The sequence below is a fragment of the Bacillus sp. FSL K6-6540 genome, from assembly GCF_038007545.1.
Window position 1 is genome coordinate 784,112 of record NZ_JBBOXH010000001.1, and the last position, 19,567, is coordinate 803,678.

At 41.7% G+C, this 19,567-nt stretch carries 23 protein-coding genes and 1 tRNA gene; 18 read left to right on the forward strand and 6 right to left on the reverse strand.

From position 1 onward, the window contains the following. Positions 1-125: 125 nt before the first annotated feature. From MHH82_RS03410 to MHH82_RS03425, 4 genes are all read left to right on the forward strand, one after another. Positions 126-752 (forward strand): hypothetical protein, encoded by a 627-nt coding sequence (locus MHH82_RS03410; RefSeq protein ID WP_340963273.1) that lies wholly within the window; start codon positions 126-128, stop codon positions 750-752. Between the two features lie 3 nt (positions 753-755). Next, on the forward strand, positions 756-1,310 hold the full coding sequence (locus tag MHH82_RS03415) for a DNA-methyltransferase (protein ID WP_340963275.1): 555 nt from the start codon (positions 756-758) through the stop codon (positions 1,308-1,310). A gap of 113 nt (positions 1,311-1,423) precedes the next feature. Further along, on the forward strand, positions 1,424-1,912 hold the full coding sequence (locus MHH82_RS03420; protein WP_340963278.1) for a GNAT family N-acetyltransferase: 489 nt from the start codon (positions 1,424-1,426) through the stop codon (positions 1,910-1,912). A 271-nt stretch (positions 1,913-2,183) separates the two neighbouring features. Next, positions 2,184-2,399: a hypothetical protein gene (locus tag MHH82_RS03425; RefSeq protein WP_340963281.1), complete on the forward strand. Its 216-nt coding sequence runs from the start codon at positions 2,184-2,186 to the stop codon at positions 2,397-2,399. Here MHH82_RS03425 and MHH82_RS03430 read toward each other — a convergent pair. Next, positions 2,394-2,807, reverse strand: coding sequence for a hypothetical protein (locus MHH82_RS03430; RefSeq protein ID WP_340963284.1), 414 nt, complete (start codon positions 2,805-2,807; stop codon positions 2,394-2,396). The genes MHH82_RS03425 and MHH82_RS03430 overlap by 6 nt on opposite strands. 301 nt (positions 2,808-3,108) lie before the next feature. On the opposite strand from MHH82_RS03430, the gene MHH82_RS03435 reads away from it, so the two are divergent. The 7 genes from MHH82_RS03435 (at position 3,109) to MHH82_RS03465 (ending at position 9,672) form a co-directional block, all read left to right on the forward strand. Next, positions 3,109-3,702 (forward strand): phage terminase small subunit-related protein, encoded by a 594-nt coding sequence (locus MHH82_RS03435; protein ID WP_340963287.1) that lies wholly within the window; start codon positions 3,109-3,111, stop codon positions 3,700-3,702. A gap of 45 nt (positions 3,703-3,747) precedes the next feature. Then, a complete protein-coding gene (locus tag MHH82_RS03440; protein ID WP_340963289.1) occupies positions 3,748-4,317 on the forward strand; it encodes a stalk domain-containing protein in 570 nt (189 codons plus the stop codon). A 103-nt stretch (positions 4,318-4,420) separates the two neighbouring features. Continuing rightward, positions 4,421-4,618, forward strand: a complete 198-nt coding sequence (locus MHH82_RS03445) for a BhlA/UviB family holin-like peptide (RefSeq protein WP_340963292.1) — start codon at positions 4,421-4,423, stop codon at positions 4,616-4,618. 30 nt (positions 4,619-4,648) lie between these two features. After that, positions 4,649-4,915 carry a phage holin family protein gene (locus tag MHH82_RS03450; protein ID WP_340963296.1) on the forward strand — a complete coding sequence of 89 codons (267 nt, stop codon included), beginning with the start codon at positions 4,649-4,651 and terminating at the stop codon, positions 4,913-4,915. Next, positions 4,912-5,643, forward strand: a complete 732-nt coding sequence (locus MHH82_RS03455) for an N-acetylmuramoyl-L-alanine amidase (protein ID WP_340963299.1) — start codon at positions 4,912-4,914, stop codon at positions 5,641-5,643. Before MHH82_RS03450 ends, MHH82_RS03455 begins: the two co-directional genes overlap by 4 nt. A 953-nt stretch (positions 5,644-6,596) precedes the next feature. Continuing rightward, on the forward strand, positions 6,597-7,118 hold the full coding sequence (locus tag MHH82_RS03460) for a hypothetical protein (protein WP_340963301.1): 522 nt from the start codon (positions 6,597-6,599) through the stop codon (positions 7,116-7,118). A gap of 55 nt (positions 7,119-7,173) precedes the next feature. Beyond that, entirely contained in the window at positions 7,174-9,672 is a 2,499-nt protein-coding gene (locus tag MHH82_RS03465) for a hypothetical protein (RefSeq protein ID WP_340963303.1), read from the forward strand. Between the two features lie 23 nt (positions 9,673-9,695). Here MHH82_RS03465 and MHH82_RS03470 read toward each other — a convergent pair whose 3' ends face one another. Next, complete coding sequence (locus MHH82_RS03470) at positions 9,696-10,565, reverse strand: ATP-dependent DNA ligase (RefSeq protein ID WP_340963306.1); 870 nt, start codon at positions 10,563-10,565, stop codon at positions 9,696-9,698. Positions 10,566-10,719: 154 nt separating this feature from the next. Between MHH82_RS03470 and MHH82_RS03475 the strand changes: the two genes are divergently transcribed. Both MHH82_RS03475 and MHH82_RS03480 read left to right on the forward strand, forming a co-directional pair. Further along, positions 10,720-11,991, forward strand: a complete 1,272-nt coding sequence (locus MHH82_RS03475; protein WP_340963309.1) for a DNA polymerase IV — start codon at positions 10,720-10,722, stop codon at positions 11,989-11,991. Next, positions 11,988-12,317, forward strand: a complete 330-nt coding sequence (locus tag MHH82_RS03480; RefSeq protein ID WP_340963311.1) for a YolD-like family protein — start codon at positions 11,988-11,990, stop codon at positions 12,315-12,317. Before MHH82_RS03475 ends, MHH82_RS03480 begins: the two co-directional genes overlap by 4 nt. A gap of 66 nt (positions 12,318-12,383) precedes the next feature. On the opposite strand, the gene MHH82_RS03485 is transcribed toward MHH82_RS03480, so the two are convergent. Next, the gene (locus tag MHH82_RS03485) at positions 12,384-13,034 is read right to left on the reverse strand and encodes a DUF4367 domain-containing protein (protein WP_340963314.1); all 651 of its coding nucleotides are present in this window, start codon (positions 13,032-13,034) and stop codon (positions 12,384-12,386) included. A gap of 328 nt (positions 13,035-13,362) precedes the next feature. Here MHH82_RS03485 and MHH82_RS03490 point away from each other — a divergent pair. After that, positions 13,363-13,430 (forward strand) — tRNA-Thr (locus tag MHH82_RS03490). An 85-nt stretch (positions 13,431-13,515) separates the two neighbouring features. Here the strand turns inward: MHH82_RS03490 and MHH82_RS03495 are convergent. Continuing rightward, positions 13,516-14,073, reverse strand: coding sequence for a dihydrofolate reductase family protein (locus MHH82_RS03495; protein WP_340963315.1), 558 nt, complete (start codon positions 14,071-14,073; stop codon positions 13,516-13,518). A 168-nt stretch (positions 14,074-14,241) separates the two neighbouring features. On the opposite strand from MHH82_RS03495, the gene MHH82_RS03500 reads away from it, so the two are divergent. Next, entirely contained in the window at positions 14,242-14,466 is a 225-nt protein-coding gene (locus MHH82_RS03500; protein WP_340963318.1) for a hypothetical protein, read from the forward strand. A 579-nt stretch (positions 14,467-15,045) separates the two neighbouring features. Here the strand turns inward: MHH82_RS03500 and MHH82_RS03505 are convergent. Beyond that, positions 15,046-15,591, reverse strand: coding sequence for a cupin domain-containing protein (locus MHH82_RS03505; RefSeq protein WP_251502170.1), 546 nt, complete (start codon positions 15,589-15,591; stop codon positions 15,046-15,048). A 520-nt stretch (positions 15,592-16,111) separates the two neighbouring features. Between MHH82_RS03505 and MHH82_RS03510 the strand changes: the two genes are divergently transcribed. From MHH82_RS03510 to MHH82_RS03520, 3 genes are all read left to right on the forward strand, one after another. After that, positions 16,112-17,074 carry an arsenic resistance protein gene (locus MHH82_RS03510; protein WP_340963321.1) on the forward strand — a complete coding sequence of 321 codons (963 nt, stop codon included), beginning with the start codon at positions 16,112-16,114 and terminating at the stop codon, positions 17,072-17,074. A 167-nt stretch (positions 17,075-17,241) separates the two neighbouring features. Continuing rightward, on the forward strand, positions 17,242-17,337 hold the full coding sequence (locus MHH82_RS03515) for a hypothetical protein (RefSeq protein ID WP_012818867.1): 96 nt from the start codon (positions 17,242-17,244) through the stop codon (positions 17,335-17,337). A 674-nt stretch (positions 17,338-18,011) separates the two neighbouring features. Next, positions 18,012-18,740: an N-acetylmuramoyl-L-alanine amidase gene (locus tag MHH82_RS03520; protein WP_340963324.1), complete on the forward strand. Its 729-nt coding sequence runs from the start codon at positions 18,012-18,014 to the stop codon at positions 18,738-18,740. Positions 18,741-18,995: 255 nt separating this feature from the next. On the opposite strand, the gene MHH82_RS03525 is transcribed toward MHH82_RS03520, so the two are convergent. Next, on the reverse strand, positions 18,996-19,328 hold the full coding sequence (locus tag MHH82_RS03525) for a hypothetical protein (protein WP_009591801.1): 333 nt from the start codon (positions 19,326-19,328) through the stop codon (positions 18,996-18,998). Positions 19,329-19,567 lie beyond the last annotated feature (239 nt).

Below are 19,567 nucleotides of genomic sequence, written 5' to 3' on the forward strand. Positions count from 1 at the left end.
GAATGAACATCAGAATAGTACCGATCGACCTAATTAATGCAGCTGCCTACAACCCAAGAGATGATTTACAGCCAAGAGATCCTGACTAAGAAAAGCTAAAGCGTAGCATTGAAGAATTCGGCTATGTGGAGCCGATCGTTTGGAACGAGCGTACTGGTAATATGGTCGACGGTCATCAGCGGTATAAGATCATGGTTAACGAGCAGGGGCATACCGAGCTGGCCGTATCCGTCGTTAACATGGATGACGAGCAGGAACGGCTTCTGAACATTGCGTTAAACAAAGTATCCGGCCGCTGGGATGACGAAGCGTTGGCCAGGCTATTGGCTGATTTGCAAACGAGCGGGGCGGATTTGACGTTATCGGGTTTTGAAGAGGAAGAGCTCAGTGACCTGATCGCCGATTTCGGCAGCATGCCTGATACGGAGATTGAGGAGCCAGTTGTGGAGGATGATTTCGACGTTCAAGGGGCGCTTGATGACATCCGGGAGCCGGAGACGAAACGGGGAGATATTTGGCAGCTTGGCCCTCACCGATTGATGTGTGGTGATTCAACCAGCATTGAGGATGTAAGCTGCTTGATGGATGGTGAACTGGCTGCGCTGGTGGTTACAGACCCACCATATAACGTGGCCGTTGAAAGTGACTCTTCCCGTCTGGCCGCTGACGGCCGGGAGTCAATAATGAACGACGACATGCCTGCAGAGGAATTTGCGGGCTTTTTGCATTCCGTATTTGAGAGGTATGCCTAACATATGGCGCCGACGGCGGCGATATACGTCTTTCATCCATCTTCTTACCAGCGCCAGTTCGAGGACGCCATGAACGCTGCGGGCATTGTCATCCGCAGTCAATGCGTATGGGTGAAGAATGCGGCTTCGTTCGGTTGGTCGCAGTACCGCTGGCAACATGAGCCGGTATTCTACGCTCATGTTAAAGGGAAGGCCCCAGCTTGGTACGGCGACCGCCGTCAAACCACGGTATGGCGCGCCTGCCTGCCTGTGGAAGAACCTAACCCATCCTCAGTTTGGGAGGTATCCCGAGGGGATGTCGGCAAGTACGTCCATCCAACCCAGAAGCCGCTGGAGCTATTGGCCATTCCGATTGGAAACAGTAGCCAGAAGGGAGAAATGGTTGTCGATTTCTTTGGTGGCAGCGGATCCACTCTTATGACTTGTGACCAACTCGGACGTATCTGCAGAACCTTGGAACTTGATCCGATATTCTGTGATGTCATCAAGAGGAGATACCAAGAGGCGACCGGTATTGAACCTGTGCTACTTCATCGTGTTGATTCCGAAATAGGTTAGATAAGTTTTGTTGTTGTTCTGTTATTAAGCTAACGGGCAGATTAGCTCAATCGTTTCATTTACAAAACAAAAGATGTATTCTGTTATAAAAACACCTGAAAGGAGTTATTAAAATGATTACGGCTTATTCTGATAGGTATAAAGAAGAGGTCATTAAACTAATATTGCATGTACAGAATGTTGAATATGGTGTAGGGATTAGTGTCGAAGAACAACCAGATATACTAGATATTCAATCGTATTATATTAAGGATGGGGGTAACTTTTGGGTAGCGTTAAACGATAACGGTGAGGTTGTAGGCTCTATCGGTTTGCAAAAGAAAACTAACGAGGTTGCCGTACTAAAGAAATTTTTTGTTTATAAAGATTACCGTGGTAAAGAGCTTGGGATAGGAACGGGACTCTACGAAGCTTTGCTTGATTTTGCGCAGAAACATGGGTTTTCTAAGGTGATTTTGGACACTCCTTCCAAAGCTACTAGGTCACACAGCTTTTACAAAAAGGTTGGATTTAAGGAGATTGCAAAAGAGGATTTGCCAATTCAATATGATTACCCTGATAGAGATTCACTTATTTTTGAATTAGACTTACTCAAAAAATAATATTAGAAGTAATGGGTTTTCGGTGCTGATACTGAGCTAACGGGAATCGTTAGTTCAGTATCAACCACCTATCTGATTAGGGGGTTTTCTTTTGTCTATAGAACACCCTCCAAGATAACCAAGCAAAAGCAAAATAAAAGGAGGACGCTGACACGTCCTCCCCTTAGTCCAGGGTATTCCCCGGCTGAGATAGCGGCCCGCCGCGCGCGGCATTTATGCAGACATCCGCTATCTCGCATTCCATCATAACGGAAAGCCGAGGGGAACGACAATGGGAACACCTGAGAATAAAGATTTGCTTCTTCAGCATGAGCTTCAAGTCATGGAAGGTATCCTCGAGAGCAAGGAACAATACCGGAAGATCGTCAAAGCGGGTATAGCCAAGTGGGTGAAGGATTTTCAGGAAGGCCGGATTGAGATCAATACGGTGGACGACCTGAAAAAGCTGATTGAAATAGATATTGAGCTTCAGAAGGATGAATTATGATGTTGTCCTTTCTTGTTCAATCTGTTCAACGATGAGACAGTGCCTTTTAATCTGACTTTCTTTAAGTGCGTCTAACAGCATGAATGATAAAGCAAAAATAAAAGTTGAAAGGCAGATGAGTGATAAACTACCTATTGACTCTAATCCGGTTTGTAATGTTAGCAATATTTTTTCAATGTTATCTTTCCAACTAAAAAAATCTGCCTCTTTTAGGGCTGTATTTCTTTCTTCAAATCCTAACAAGGCAATTGAGACTGTAACCGTTACGGTCACTAGAGTTATGGAGATAGTTATTACAAGTTTTATCAGCAATTCTATTGAATTATTTAGATATGAGTTTTTCGAATTTCTTTCTTTCAGATGTAGCTTTGCTAGCATAAATTCAAAAGATTTTAGTTCTTTGTACAAAAAGTATAAATCTCTTGTTTTCGTGTAAGTTGTGATAACACCATTTTCCGAGTCTCTAAATAAAAAAAATGAATCAACGGCATTAGAAGAAAATAAAAATTTGAAGTAGTTAATTTCTCTAAATGGCTTGTTTAGCGTGACTGTGAGAAAAGAATAGTAAAGATAACATGAAAGTAGCAAGATAAACGCTATTGCTATCAATAATAGATAATTCAAGATAGTCCGACCTTTCCATAGGAATTGATAATAATATCGGAAAAACGTCATCAAAAATTAAATATGGGGGTGGTGATGGTGTAGCATGGCCAGAGAGAGAAGCCCCGAGCGGGACAAAGCAAAACAGATGTGGCTGGAGAGCGGCGGGACGATGAAGCTTAAAGACATCGCCGCCGCTCTTTCTATTGGGGAGACGCAGGTTCGAAAGTGGAAATCCCAAGATAAGTGGGCTGCTGATTTGAATAGTAACGTTACCAATGAATCGAAAGGTAACGTTACTAAACGAGGTGCCCCCAAAGGGAACAAAAACGCAGTCGGTAACCGTAGTGGAGCTCCTGCAGGCAATAAACGAGCTGTTGGCAATAAGGGTGGGCCCGGTGGGCCGCCGAGAAACAAGAAGGCCGTCACCACAGGTGAATATGAAACGATCTGGATGGATGCGCTGGAAGAGGATGAGCAGGACCTTGTTGATCAAGTCGACACCGATCCGATTCAACAGGCTGATGAAGCTATTAAACTGTTGTCTATTCGAGAGCGTCGCATGCTTCAGCGGATCGGTAAGCTGATGAATGGTTTGACCGAGAAACAACGAAGGGTCGTCTACCTGCCAAGTCATAACCATGGCCGACAAGAGAACCAAAACTGGGGTGATAGAAACTTCCCAACATCGACTCCTTAGGGTAATATTGTAGGATAAATATCCCAATGGGGGTATTCGTAAAAAATGAAGAAGTGGGCATATCTACTTAGTGGCATTTTGATCGGAGCTTTGGTTGTTACATCAGGAGATGAGGTTGCAGCGCAAGTGAAAAGTTTAGTAGGCCAGAAAGTAACTGGTGAGTACAAAATTATAGTTAACGGCGAAGTGCTCCAGGATAAAGGAGCCGTTATTGATGGAAGAACCAATGCGCCTGTGCGTGCGATCTCCGAATCCTTAGGAGCTGATTTGAAAGTGGATAACAAGAAAAAAACAATAACAATTACAACTGAGGACAATGCATCTGATAACAACAGCAGTGTTATTGGTGCGACTGATGAGAGTTTTTTGATAATCGAACAGACGTATTTGCAAGACTATAAAAAAGAAATTGAAACTGAAATAACAAGATTGCAAGGGGAAATCACCTATACAGAAAAACAGTTATCAAATGCGGCACCAGGATTAGAAACACAAGTATTCGAACAAGCATTGGAACAAATAAATAGTAATATATCCAATCAGAAATCAAAACTTGCTGAGATCAATCAGAAATTATTAGACGTCAACGCAAAGCTTGCGGCACTAAATAAATAATTCTGTTAAAAAGAGTCCGGTTCCCCCGGGCTCTTTTTATTTTGCCCGGAAGGAGGTGTCATATGGCTAAGGTTACAAAGGTGGAGCTGCAGATCGATAGGCGATGGAGAATGAAGTCGTTAAATACTTTCTAACACAAGGGCCATTTGCCTTGCTGTTTGTATGGCTGCTAATTTATGTGATGCGAGCCAACAAGGAACGAGAGGGTAGATTGCAGGATCTGTTAGACAAGTTTAGTGATAAATATGACGTAATCATTGGGGAACTTCGAGACATCAAAGATCTATTTCCAAGGAACTGATAAATAAAAATTTGAGAGGTCGTGTGAAATATGGACTGGAAAATGATTTTTGAACTTATTGATCCGCGGCTGTTAATCGTTGTGGCCGCTTGCTGGGTTATTGGCGGAGTGTTGAAGAAAACTCCAAAGGTGCCAGATTGGAGTATCGTTTATATTGTGGCCATCGTTGCTGTGTGGCTCACCATCGGGATTCTCGGATTTTCTGTTGAAGCCGTCATACAGGGGATTCTCTCCGGGGCTTTTGCTATATTTGGTCACCAGGCAGTGAAGCAGACGAAAGAAGGGATTAAGTCATGAAGAAGGTATGGATTGATGGTGGTCACGGCGGCAAGGATCAGGGAGCATCCGGAAACGGGCTAAAAGAAAAGGATATTGTTCTAACTCTTTCTCTTGAAATCAAAAAGCAGTTGGAGCGGGATTATGAAGGAGTCCAGGTGCTGTTGTCCAGGTCAAGAGATGTTTTCCTGGAACTCAAGGAGCGAAGCGACGCGGCCAACAAAGCCGGCGCGGATCTCCTAGTTTCCATCCATTGCAATGCTGGTGGCGGGGCAGGGGGCTTTGAGTCCTTCCGATATACTAATGCTTCAACTGCTTCACGGTCACTGCAAAACGTGCTCCACACCGAGATCATGACAGCCTTGAAGCCATTCAACGTAATTGATCGTGGACAGAAAGCAGCGAACCTGCACATGTGCCGTGAATCTAAGATGCCGGCTGTCCTGACGGAAAACCTCTTTATCGACGTGGCTGCAGATGCAGCCACGCTGAAGCGCCGGGAAGTCATTGAAGCTTTGATTGCCGGGCATGTCACCGGAATCGCGAAATACTTAGGCCTTAAAAAGAAGGGGAGTGCAGCTACGGTGAGTGATAAGGTTAATGTTGTAGTGGACGGAAAAAAGATCAAGGACGGTAAACTGATCGACAATGTGACCTATGTTCCTCTTCGGGCGGTAGGTGAGGCACTTGGAGCTAAAATTGGTTGGGATAAGGGGAGCAAGACAGCCACACTCGACACGAAGGTATAAAGCGTTGTTGAACGGCTATACTCTTATTGAGTGATCCCCAATTCACTCCCTCTATATATAGGAACCCTGTTAGTTTAATCGCTGGCAGGGTTTTGTTTTTCTATATTACGCTTCTTAATCCAATCGAATAGTGACCGTGTTTGTTCCAGTGTGTAAAAATTCTTGAAGAATTCAATACTAATTGCCATATCGGATATATCCAAATATTCTTGTAGTAAATCCTCTGTAACATAAAAACAAAATTCTCCATATACGTTAAACGTGGTGAACTGAATCTCTTTCATTTTCTTGATCCTTTCAAGTCATGTTCACACGTATTCTACCTCATAGTTGCTTATATCAAGCTCTAGATATTTCCGCATAAGTTGACAAAATGGCTACGACTACTTATAAAATGTTTACAAATCGCCCGAATTGAACTAATGAATGCAATATCAACGGTAGCACCGTGGTGTAATCCGCTGGCATCGGTAAAAGAACCTCGCTGGCTTAGGCTGGCGGGGTTCTTTTTTATTTGTAAATAGATGAAAGGATGGAAATTAGATCTATATGGTTCTAACCAAATAATTCCATGCATAATCTTAATTTTTTTTAGTACATTATAAAAAAGCTGTTGATAACGAACGTATGTTCGTATATACTCATATTATGTTTATTGTTGAATTCTAATACATTGTTTTGATAAAAAATCAACAAAATTCAAACAAAGTTTTATTTACTTTAATAATTCAATTGTGTAGTATTAAGTGTAATTGTATGTAGTACCACATGAAGTACACATGAAGTACCGCATGTAGTGCCGCATGTAGTACCACATGGATACGGAATTGACACTTATGTGGTTCTATGATAAGTTATCTGTTTGTCCTGTTACTGGGCTTTTTTTGTTTGAATAAGAATGCTGTTTTTGGGGATAATGTCCAATTATTAGATAGCTAAAGAGGAGAATGTTTATGTCAGCAACTAAAATTGAAAATCAACAGGTTGCTGTAGAACTATTAGTCCCGTTTTTAATTTATAAATTTATTGTAGGTGATGATCCATCTACGAGTGCATATAATTTAAGATTACTATGGCAGAAAGTTGGTTACTTAGCCAAACAAGTGGGGTTACCTTTGAATGAATATCAATTTAATTGGTATCTGAGGGGGCCTTACTCACCAGCGTATACTTCTATTCTTTATGATATTGATAAGAACTATGAGGATATACATTTGAATGAGCAAGCTTACTCTTTGAATGAGCAAGCGATTAGCACATTATTGCCTTTGAAAAGATTAGCTGATGAGCAACCAGCAACTCTATCATTACCTATCTGGTTTGAATTGTTGGCATCAATTCACTATTTGGGACAAGATAAAAAAATTACTAAAGATCAACTTTATTCAAAGTTAGTTAAATATAAACCACAATTCAGTGATACAAATAATTTCGAATTTGCATACAATCATCTAAAAATGGAAAATTTATTGTGAAAAAAGACCTATATCCTTATAATGGATATAGGTCTTTTTTTGGGGGTTGTATACAATGGAGCAACTAATATTAGATAATGTTGATCAGGCTTTAGAAAAATTAAAATTGTTTAATCAGCAGAGCTTCTCGAAATTAGATATTAACGAAATCAATGAGGCAACAACGAGATTCAGAATAATTGACGATCTATTTATTGGGGTTTTGGGATGGCCAAAGAATCTCCTGGAGGTAGAATGTGAAATTGGAGAGACAGCCGATGATAATAGACACAAAAGTATATATGCAGATTATATGGCGGTTTCTAACTATAACCAATTTATAATTGAAGCAAAGAGAAGCGGAAGCTACTTTAATATTCCTCAGGGGAGAGGCAGAGTTTATAAAAGCAGCGGATCAATCTATAATTCTGAGAATAAGGCTTTCATAGATCAAGCAAAAAAGTACATGTTAAAGTTCGGCACACCATTTTGTGTTCTGACAAATGGGTACCAATTTATCATTATAAGAAGACCAGCACCAAATCTGGAAAGAGACACAATCGTATTTAGGGATTTAAAAGATATAGAGTTACATTTTTCTCTTTTTTGGAGCATTCTCAATCCACATGCTGATGGGCCTTCGATTTTAGACAATGCCCTAAAGAATACTGGACAAATAAGACAAGCGCCGCCTTTTAATCGAAGAATCTCTGAGAAAATAAAAAATACAGAAAAGTATTCACTGGCTAAACATAGTGCAATTGTGGCGATAGAAGTTCATCTTAATCGTTTTTTTGGTGAGTTAGTGTCTAAGTCACAACTTGACCTATTAAAACAGTGCTATTGTGACCCGTCAGGAAGCTACAAGGATTTTGCTGGTGTGATAAAAAAGAGATTAGAACCACAACCAATTACAGCAATAACCCCTTTAGGTGGAAAGGATTTTCTAACAAAGAGCAATTTTGAGAAACAGTATATTGAAAATCTTAAAACAAATCCAGGTGCAGTATATGTGCTCCTCGGAGAAGTAGGGGCGGGAAAATCGACTTTTTTAGAGCACTTTTATAATTTTGAATTGAGTGATTTTGATAGAAATAAGATTATATGGATTAGGATTGATTTCCTAAAATATAACAAATCATTGGATCATTTGGATGATTTTATAAGTGACGAAATTATAGATAGAATTGAAAGTACAGAGTACGGATATTTAGCACTTAATGAATGGGAGACTCTTGAGAAGATTTATGAAAAAGAAGTGTTAAAGTTTAAAGCAGGTATCCCTCCGTCTCTTAGAAATAATCTGGAATTTACAGAAATGCAAATTTATACTCATATTCAACAATATCATCAACAAAAAGAATTTCGATTAAAGAAGACACTAGAGTACATTAAATCCGTAAAAGCTCTAAATGTATGTTTTGTTTTTGACAACATCGACCAGAAACCTTTTGATGAGCAAAAGGAAGTCTTATTAATGGCTCATCAGCGTGCAGATTCGTATGGTAGCACAGTTATAACGGCTATGAGGTATCAAAGTTACAATATGATCAAAAACAAGGCTCCATTCGATGCATTGCAAACATATGAATATAGAATTCAACCTCCAAGTGTTAAAAATATTTTAGATAAAAGATTTGAGGCTTTACAAAAGTACCCTCAAACTCATTATATTTATGAACATGGTACCAAAACGGTGAAAATACCCATAGTGAAATTTGTTAAAATCTTAAAGAATACTTTTGAGAAGGATCCTGATGCAAAAGTAGAAAGGTTGTTTGAAAGTTTATCAAACGGAAATATTAGAAAATTGTTGAAATTATTTAGAGCCATGGTAACTTCGGGGAATACAAGACTACACGAACTTCTTGATATTATTACAGAAATAAGCAATATCGAAAATACTCATTTATCGTACACCCAAGTTTTAGACGGAATTACAAGAGATAACAATAAATTCTATTCCAGTGAGGAATCTGAGATTATAAATTTATTTAAATTTGAAGAGGATGGTTTTTATTCGCACTTCTTAGTTATCTATATACTAAAGTATTTAGAATCAAAATTACTTTATAGGGACAAGTCTATGGGATATGTCGATATAAATGATATTTTGGATACCTTTTCCTCAGTTATAAACAATAGAGATAGGCTAGATACAATCCTAACTCCTTTATTAGTAAATTCATTAATAAATTCTGATGTTGGAGCTCGCGACACAATAGTAGGTACTAATGCAGTGCAAATTAGTGATGCGGGTCTTTATTACATAAACACTCTGATGCCGAACTGGCGATATATTTATAATGTAATGATTGATACGCCATTAAGAGATAACGCAGTGTTTGATCAATTAAATAGTAAATTCCAAAAAATCCAGCCTGTTCATAATCGAAATAGAAAACTTGATCTATCATATGAGTGTGTTGAAATCTTCATGAATTACTTGGAAGAAATTGAATCACAAGATTTAAAATATTTGAGTGAAGATTTCCCAATAAAGCCGATTGTGAATAGTCTTAAAAATGATGTCAACGCTTCATATTTGAGTGATAAAAAATCAGGAACTAGATAAATACAAACTATAATTCCAATATTTTATTGAAAAATAAATCTAATAAAAACCGGACTCCGTAGCATCCCCGATTTCGTCCAATTCCGCATCTTCACATGCGCCCTAATCCGCGGCTCAATATAAACGAAATTGTGGTCCTCCCCGGTAATCAACTGCTTCACAACGTTATAAAAAGCCTTCTTATGCGTAGGATTAGCGCCTAGTTCGATAATACCGGCTGGGCGCATTTTTGCGTTGGCTAGCGCAGGCACGGCCGCCAGCCATCCGAACTCCTCTTTCCGATATCCCGTTATAAAAACATCAGCATAAGACCAGTTAATCACCTTGCGCCAATTATCCGATCGGCGACCGGTTTCATATACGCTGTCTTTTCGCTTACCTACTATGCCCTCCATCTCACGTTCCTCTATCTGAGTAAATAACGCTTCGCCAGCACCTTCTATAAATGGAACAATGCCGAAACTTGCGGACGGTAGCGGGATCTGTGCGAGTATTTCCTTACGCTTCAACAACGGCAGCCGCCGGTGATCTTTTCCGTTATACTGCAGCACGTCAAAGATAACGAAAGTGACTGGTCGTGAAACGGAAAGTGCAGCAATCTTATCTGTCTTTTTCGACTGGAACCGCGCCATGACTGCTTCAAAATCCGAGTTACCACTCTCGGAATCAACGCATGCTATTTCGCCATCCAATACGATGTCATGCGGAAATTTAGCGTTGGCAATCTCAGGATACTGGCGCGTACAGTCGTTGTTGTGGCGTGTGTATAGGCGAACAACACCATTCTGCTGCGAAAAAATCAAGCGGTGGCCATCGATTTTAGGTTCAAATATGAAGCGCGAGTCTGAGAATGGAGCTGGCGATGTTGCGAGTAACATCGGATCAATAAACATAAAAACACCTCGAAATAATTATAACGTTCAAGGTTATGCTGATCAGGCGGTAAGTTATGTCATTTAATTAGGGGTTAATTTACATTAATAAAAGAACGAATGTTCGCATATAATACAAACAAATGTTCCTGTTTTGTCGAAGGAGGAGTATGCGTTGAAATCATCCAAACGTGTGGTGATGCTTGGTGACTGCCAGTCCTTCTATGCCTCAGTCGAAAAGGCCGAACATCCTGAATATATGGATCGGCCATTGGTGGTTGCTGGGGATCCAGAGCGTCGATCAGGAATCGTGTTGGCTGCATGCCCGCTTGCGAAAGCAAAGGGAATTACAACGGCTGAACGGCTAGGGGAGACAGTAGCTAAATGTCCGGACCTTGTTGTGATTAAACCTCGGATGCAGCGGTATATCGACGTATCAATGCTGATAACGGATATTTACAAGCAGTATACGGACTTGGTTGAACCCTACAGCATTGACGAGCAATTTTTGGATGTAACCGGCTCGATGCATCTGTTTGCGGATACTCCTGAAGAGATGGCCCGGATCATCCAGACCCATGTTCAGGCAACCACAGGAGTTTATACTCGCTTTGGAATTGCCGAAACCAAGATCCTCGCTAAAACCGCCTGCGACAATTATGCCAAAAAGAATCCATCCGGTATTTATACTTTGACCAAGGAGATGCTCCCAGAAACGCTCTGGAAGCGGCCGGTTAGCGACATGTTTATGGCCGGCAGCCGGATGACGAGACATTTTACTACAATGGGCCTCCCGACAATTGGTCACGTCGCACAGACACCATTGGGCAAGCTCAAACAAATGATGCGACGGAAGTTTGGAAAGAACTCCGATATCAATGCCGAAATGTATTGGCGCATCGCTAACGGAATTGATGACAGTCCCGTAAGGCCGGGGACGCACCAGGTCGCCCCTAAATCCGTCGGCCACATGATGACGCTGCCTCGGGATTACGGCACCATCGAAGAGATTAAGGTCGTGCTGCTGGAGCTTACGGAACTGGTCTGCCAGCGTTGTAGGGCATTAGGGTTCTCGGGCCATGTGGTATCGGTCGGGTGTATGGGAGCCGACTTCGATCGCCCCACCGGTTTCTCCAGGCAAATGAAGATGGAGGCCCCTTCCAATATCACAATGCAGGTATATCGTTGGGCCTGCAAGCTCTTGGCAGCGCATTGGGATGGCATGCCGATCCGGCGGGTGGGGATCAGTGTGACTCAGCTCACTCCCGATAACGAATACCAGATGTCTCTGTTTGATACTGGCCGTGAGAAACAAATGGCATTAGAACGGACAACTGATGCTCTAAAAAACAAATATGGAAATTCAATTGTGATTCGGGCGGTCTCTATGACGGCAGCCGGTCAGGCACTTGATCGATCGGCTAAAATAGGAGGACATTATAAATGACAAAATTAGACGGCAACGGATTATGGGAGTCAAGCCGGATGATGCTGCCAGAACATAAAGAAACGATCATCCGCCGGCAGTTGGAAGAGGGAAGGAAAGATAGGCCAACGCTCGATCCGCAAGAAATGGAGTTAATTGAACAGGCCCTGGCCGAGTCCTTTCATGAGCACCGTGCCGTTACAGTAAGGCTATTTGATGAGTACGAAGACGTGGAACTGAGGGGTATTGTCGTATTGATCCACACATTCAGACGAGAGATCAAGTTGTCCATGTCTGAAGGTGAATGGCAATGGATTAAAATAGATGAAGTTATTTCAGTTGGATGACAATCTACTATAATGAATGAAGTCATTAAAAAAAGCAGCCGTTTAAGAGCTGCTTTTTTAATGTGCTTATTCTTGAATTTGTTTTGCGATATCCATCAATTCTTCAAGCGAGGCCGTATTAGCTGAAATAGTAAAGAGGTGATCATCAGAGATCAAATGTACAACTTTTCTAACTTCCCCATCAACATACAATGCTTTAAGACCATTAACCTCTGTTAATTCAGAAGTCTCAGGGTAATAATCTGTCTTCAGGCTCTCAATAGCATCTGAAACTCCCATGTTTGCATCGACTTGATTTATACGAATCTCATCACCATCTGTAGTTGTTAATAAGGATCTAATGTGAAGTCCATACTCCCTTTGCAACGCTTGAACATTTTGTCGAGTGAGTCCTAAGGAACTGAGTAGTGCAGCTGAATTATCTTTTAAAAGCGGAATATGTATATCCGTCTCCGGTACATCAGCTAAATCGATCGTTTCAGGATCCTGAAGACCAGGGCCCACCGTTGTTTCTGGATTAATTTCAAACGTTTCTTGGTCTAGTGATGAAGTTTCAAGCGCCTGAAATTCCTCATTTTGCTGAGGTGCTAAAGACGACTCAACAACTGGAACAACGGTTTTTTGTTCGGTACCAGCAGCATAAGAGTAGTATGCAAACCCACCGCCCCCAAGAACAAGCGTACTAGCAAAGGCCATAACAGGAACTTGTTTTTTCATTTTTTTGAACCTCCTTATGTTCAGTATTTTATTTCTCATTTATATAAACACTATAGAAACTAAAATGTTGGAAATTATTTGGAATACAAGATTAATAAATATTCGTTGGTGTACCAGTTGGAACAAGAACGATTAATCAAAAACCAACAAAGTTTTTGTTGCGGGTTGGTCGAGAATCAAATTAAATTACCCGCCAGCATTTGCTGACGGGCTTCAGTCTTCTACCAGAACTTCTACCAATTCTTCTACCCAAATTAGGAACCTGTAGGAACTCGTCAGTCCCATTACATAAAGAAAGCCCTATTAATAGTGGGGGGAGGAACTTAAGGGTCCCCAAGGGAAACAGCATACAACGCACTCGTAATGCGTAGGTCGGGGGTTCAATTCCCTTCACCAGCATCTTTATAAAGTCAATAACGGCGCGGTTTTCCGTCATTCGGGAACCGGGCCGTTATTTGTACGTGTTGGCGAATGCACAATATTATTCGTTCCCATCAAAATGATAAATTAGTTGCACAACGCCTGAGGAGAACGTTCTTGTGTTCACCATTTTTAAATTCAACCTCTGTTTTATATCCACAAACAGCGGTTTTCCTTCTCCCAATACGACAGGGTGAACGGATAATCGATATTCATCAACAAGCCCTAAATTGATAAAAGTCGTAATAAGACTTGCTCCACCGTACAGCCAGATGTCTTTACCAGGCTTATTCTTTAATTTATTTACTTCTTCAAGAATGCTATCATTTATGAATATTGCGTTATGATCAGTCCCCTTTTGTGTCCTGGAAAATACATACTTTTCTTTGCTGTGAACCAATTCCCAAAATTCTTTTTCAGAATCCGTATGTCCAATTTCCGGAGTGAATTGTCCCCATAAATCATAGCTTTTTCTTCCATATAGAATGGTATCGATTTGATCTAAAAAATGATTAAACCCCATCTCAGGGTCCATAATGCACCAATCAACTTCACCATGTTTCCCTTCAATAAAACCATCCAAAGTAACCGCTAAATCTAAAATTATTCTTCGTGTCATGATGTATTGCTCCTTTCGTTACGTTAATCTACCATCCAGTATAGACCTCAAATATGTCACCTTATGTCATAAAACGCCTAACCTCGTTAAAATGGCCTTGTTCTTCCTCTCTAGTAAGTACGATGCTCTTAAAGAGCGAAAAAATAAATGAAATATTTAGGAGGTTTCATGAACAAACTAAAAATTGTTATTAGTTGTATTTTGTCATTTTTGATTATGATTTTATGCTTAAGGGCAGGTTATTTAAGTCTCAATCCGCCTATTCCGGAGACTGGACCAGTAGGTGAGAATCTACCGATACCTGATGGAGGAAATGCCTTTTTATATTTTCTAGCTTCTGGGCTTTCATTAATTGCATTGATCATTGGTATTTATAGATCCCTTAAGAAGTAAAATACACAAAATAATTTGCAAGTAGCTATCTGTAAGTTAATCTAACAAGCTATAGCTAAGTCTTTTCATGAGCACTGTGCCGTTACCTTAAGGCTGTTTGATGAGTATAAAGAATATAGAGTTAACAGGTATTGTCGTACTGATCGGCATGTCCAGACGTGAGATTAAAGTGTCTACTGGAGAAGGTGAATGCAACTTTTTCTTTGAGGTGATATTTTGGGAGATAAACCTTTTAAAGCTTTGAGATATATAATCACGTGGATAGCTTTTATTTTTGTTATATGCGTTTGGTTCAGTTCTCACAAAACGTTATTTTTAGGGTTTGTAACACTGTCTGTCAGTGCCGGATACCTAATGCATATTGTCGGAGTGAAAAGAGGGGAAAGTGAAGATAGCAAACTGTTCTTATCCATCATTTCGTGTTGTTTATGTTTTTTAGTAGCCCTATATATTTTTAGTATTACACTTTAGCCCGCCAGCATAAGCTGACGGGCTTCAGTTTTCTAACGGCTTATATATATTTATAAAACCCTAAGAGTAACAAATCGCCTTATTGTTTAATTCGTTCGTATACCCGATTTAATCAGCAGACATGGCCTCTGCTTTTGTTTCGTGGACCGTGCCAAATGGATGCTCTGGAGGGGCATATATCACGTATACTTTGAGCGGTACGCTGCCCATATTGGTTACATTGTGCCATTTTCCAGCAGGTATCATGATGGCATAGCCATCATAGGCCATTTCTTGAAAATCTAAATTATGTTTGCTATCGCCCATTTGAACAAGCCCTTGACCTTGTTCAATGTGTATGAATTGGTCGGTTGTGGGGTGAACCTCTAATCCAATGTCATCTCCAACATGAATGCTCATTAGGGTCACTTGTAAGTGCTTCCCAGTCCATAAGGCGGTTCGGTACGTATTGTTTTGTTTCGCAGCTTGATCAATATTCAGTACAAGTGGTCCTCGCCCATAATCCGTTATTTGAATATCTTCATCATCACGATTCCAACGGGCATCATACCAACTGAAATAATGAGGATTCAAGTTATGAAGCCGGTTGTAATCGTTCCAGTATTGATATCTTGGATCAAACACTTGATAAGGGTAACATGGATCGCGGTACATGTTCATTCTCCTTTTATCGTTTCATCATTTTCCGATTATCCTATGCTGCTGCCTAATTAAACGATTCGAAAATGGGCTAGGGCCTATAACTTAAGACAAGCGGTAAGCTAAGACATGGATATCGTCTTGGACTGCCGCTTTCAGATTTTAAGTTACCCTTGTTAGCCATAACGATAAGCCACTAACAACGCCTAACAACAAATAAGCCGATATTATGGTTAGGACGCCTTTAATCCCTTTCAGATTAAACCTCTTATAAATGGCGCTATCAATCATAGGTGATAGTATCAGACCTAATATGATAAAAATAAAAAAGTTTGGTACGAAATTGAACGCAAAGATGCCGCTATAAGAAGAATAATCAACGTAAGGAACCCTTTCAGAGATGGGTGTGTATATTCTCCAAGAGCTAAATAGGGTATATGCAATGACTGAGAGCAGCGCTGCCCCCAAAGCGGTATTTAGCCGTACCGTGCTGGTCCCGTGATATAATTCGGATAAAAAAGCGGAGCGTGGGCAGATGCTTAGACTGGAGAGTGTAGAGAAGAATCAAATAGGCGTTTATGCAGCAGCCTTGATATCAGGTGCAGTAATGGGCTTATTAAGCCCCGCCATAGGCATGTTTGTTGAGCCTGCCATATCATTCATGATTGCGATTCTTCTTTTCAGCATGTTTTGTCAAATTCCATTTCTTAAGCTGAGGGAGGCTTTAACCAACGGGCGTTTTAAGGGGGCTTTATTGCTTGTGAATTTTGTTCTAACACCGGTTCTCGTCTATATTCTAACCTCGGTATTTCCTCAACCGGCTCCCGTTTTACTTGGTGTTTGCCTTGTGCTTCTGACGCCATGCATTGATTATGTTATTGTTTTTACACAGTTAGGGAAAGGGAATGAGCGATTGATTCTTGCGTCCACACCGATCCTTTTTGTAGTACAAATGATTATGCTTCCGTTTTACTTGTGGCTTTTCCTTGGCTCGGAAGCAGCAGAAATGGTCAAGGTGGGCCCATTTGTCGAGGCATTTATCTTCTTGATTATCGTCCCGTTGCTTCTTGCTTTGGCTGCACAGTTCTGGGCCAAGAAAAGTGCCAAGGGTTCAAAATCGTTGCAATTAACCGCATGGCTCCCAGTACCCTTTATGGCGTTCGTTCTTTTTGTAGTCATTGCTTCACAAATCGGGAGGGTGTATGAAGATCTTAGCGTTATCATAGCGGTTGTTCCCATTTATGTTCTATTCCATATCATGACGCCGTTTATTTCACGGGCGACTTCGGCGTTTTTTCGAATCGGACCCAAGGATGGGAGAGCGCTTATATTTAGTGCAGGGACACGGAATTCATTAGTCGTGCTTCCTTTAGCACTTACCCTGCCTGAGGAAATGGCTACGATTGCAGCAGCGGTAATCGTCACTCAAACCGTGATAGAGCTAATTGCCGAGCTTGTTTATATACGTATCGTGCCAAATTTGATTTACCGGGATTGAAAATAAGTTACCGCCTGACTGAACAGGAAATATCGTCGCTGAATGACACTTGGGTCGCCGACAGAGGCTGGTTGGGTTATTTTTTGTCTATGAGCAGTACATGCGCCCTGACACTTCATGAATTATTGAATACGTTATATCGTATCGTAAGCAAAGGAGGGAATCTCATGGGCGAAGTTGGATACGGCGGGTATAACTCTGTCGGAGCGATTCTTGTTCTCTTCATCTTGTTGGTCATCATTACTGCTTCTTTCTGGGTATAATTTCGTTTCTTTCGCGTAACAAAAAGCCCTGCCGACTCATGTCGGCAGGGCTTTTTAAATCCTAAAGGGATGATTGGTAATGGGGCTCAAAATATAACCATCAGGATCCCGAATACGAGTACGATCGATCCCAGAACCACCAGAAGAATCCCGCTGGATTTTATATAGCGAATGTAGCCGGAATCAGGCTCCGACCCATACTTTATGTTCCACATTTTATATAAGGACCCCCATGTGGGTTTGCGTATCCTCATGACACCACGAATGATAAAAGCTGCAGCGAACACGATAAGTACAAATCCAGACATATAACCCGTCTCCGATCGGTTAGAATAGAAGTAACACGGATGAAATCACCGCCTTGCCAAACATGAAGGCAATCTCCGGGAAGTTCCATTGTATGCATAATATCAGGGATTCCGGATGAAATGAAGCTTGGGCCTGGGGCACAAGAGGTCAGCTCAAAACCGTAACCGGGCCATTCGATATAGGCTCCAGCAAACACCGACCGTACCCCATTGGAGTATCTTATATATTATACTCGTCCTTGCAGTAGGATCTATAGTTGCCTTGCCTAGTAAACGTGGAAGCATGAGCGGAAGGAAGGGACGCGGCCCACTTCGCTGTATTTAGCCACCAGGCTATTCAACAACCTACAAAGGCGGTGAATGATCGTGAAAAAGGTTTGGATTGACGCAGGACATGGCGGAAAGGATGCCGGAGCCACCGGAAACGGGCTGCAGGAAAAGGATATCGTATTAGCGCTGTCTCTGGCCGTGAAAAAACGATTGGAAGCCGAATACGACGGCGTTCAGGTAAACCTCTCCCGATCTTCCGATGTGTTTCTGGAATTGGCGGAACGGACCCATAAGGCAAACGCCGCCGGTGCCGATATCCTGGTAAGCATCCACTGTAACGCAGGCGGCGGTGCAGGGGGCTTCGAGTCATATCGATATACCTCCCCAAGCCCTGGTTCGGTAAAACTCCAGAGTGTTATTCATTCGGAGGTCATGAGCGCGATTACATCCTACGGAGTAAGCGATCGAGGACAGAAGGCGGCTAACCTGCATATGGTCCGTGAATCTAAAATGCCTGCGGTGTTGACCGAGAACCTGTTTATCGATGTGGCAGCGGATGCAGCCAAGCTGAAACGGCCGGACGTGCTGGACGCTCTGGCGAGAGGCCATGTCAACGGCATTGCCAAATACCTGGGACTTCAGAAGAAAGAGGGGGCTGCTGCGGTGAGCGATAAGGTCAATGTCATTGTAAACGGTAAGCAGATCGAAGATGGCAAGCTGGAGAATGGCGTGACCTATGTACCGCTCCGGGCCATCGGTGAGGCATTAGGCGCCAAGGTGGAATGGGATAACAAGACCAAGACGGCTACGGTGACGACCGAATAGACTCAAGTCCGGTGACTTTTAGATGAAGTGCCTTCCTCGCCGTACCTTGATGCAGATGCACAAGGATGCGTTCATGTTGAACAATTTATGTCTCTTTAATCGTAATTTAAGCTCCCCTTAATATTTCGGGCATAAGATAAAAGCACCCCTTTTAAAAAAATATATCAGAAGCCCCTCTAACATCGGTTAGAGGGGCTTCTTTGGTTGTCTTCCCTTATTAGAGGAAAGACCCGGGGTACGGTACTGATGGAATATTTACAATCCCAGCCATTTCGTAATATAAGCGGATACGGCTAATTCCTGAAAATCCTGCCAGCTGCGAAATGGGGTATGCTCAACGATAAACGGGTTAATCGTGCGACCTTGTATGAATTCGTCAAAATCTTCATCGGTGCTTCCCTCGTATCCAGCGGCCTTCAGCAAGTGATCGATGGAAGAAAACTTCGTATGTCTTTGAATGAATGATTCCGAGAACAGTTCTTCCACGGGCACCTCTTGTTTCATGTCCGAGAGCCTTGCGGCATTTTCGCGAATTTCTGATAGCTTCTCTTCATCCAGTCCGTCTAATCCACTGATCCCAGTATTCATTATGCCCACCTCCAAAAAGTTGCACGTCACTCTATTATACATATACGAGTATGCTGAATTATCGGATTCGCTTTTTTTTGAAGCGGGTATTGACTCGCTAGATTTATATAGAAAGAAAAGACGGAAGCGGCTCCTTCAATTGTATATAATCGCAGAGAGGCCGTGCAGTTGTGCGGTTTATTCTTTATGCACTTAAGAATAAACGATCATCACATTATAATTATTCTTTACCTAGGAAT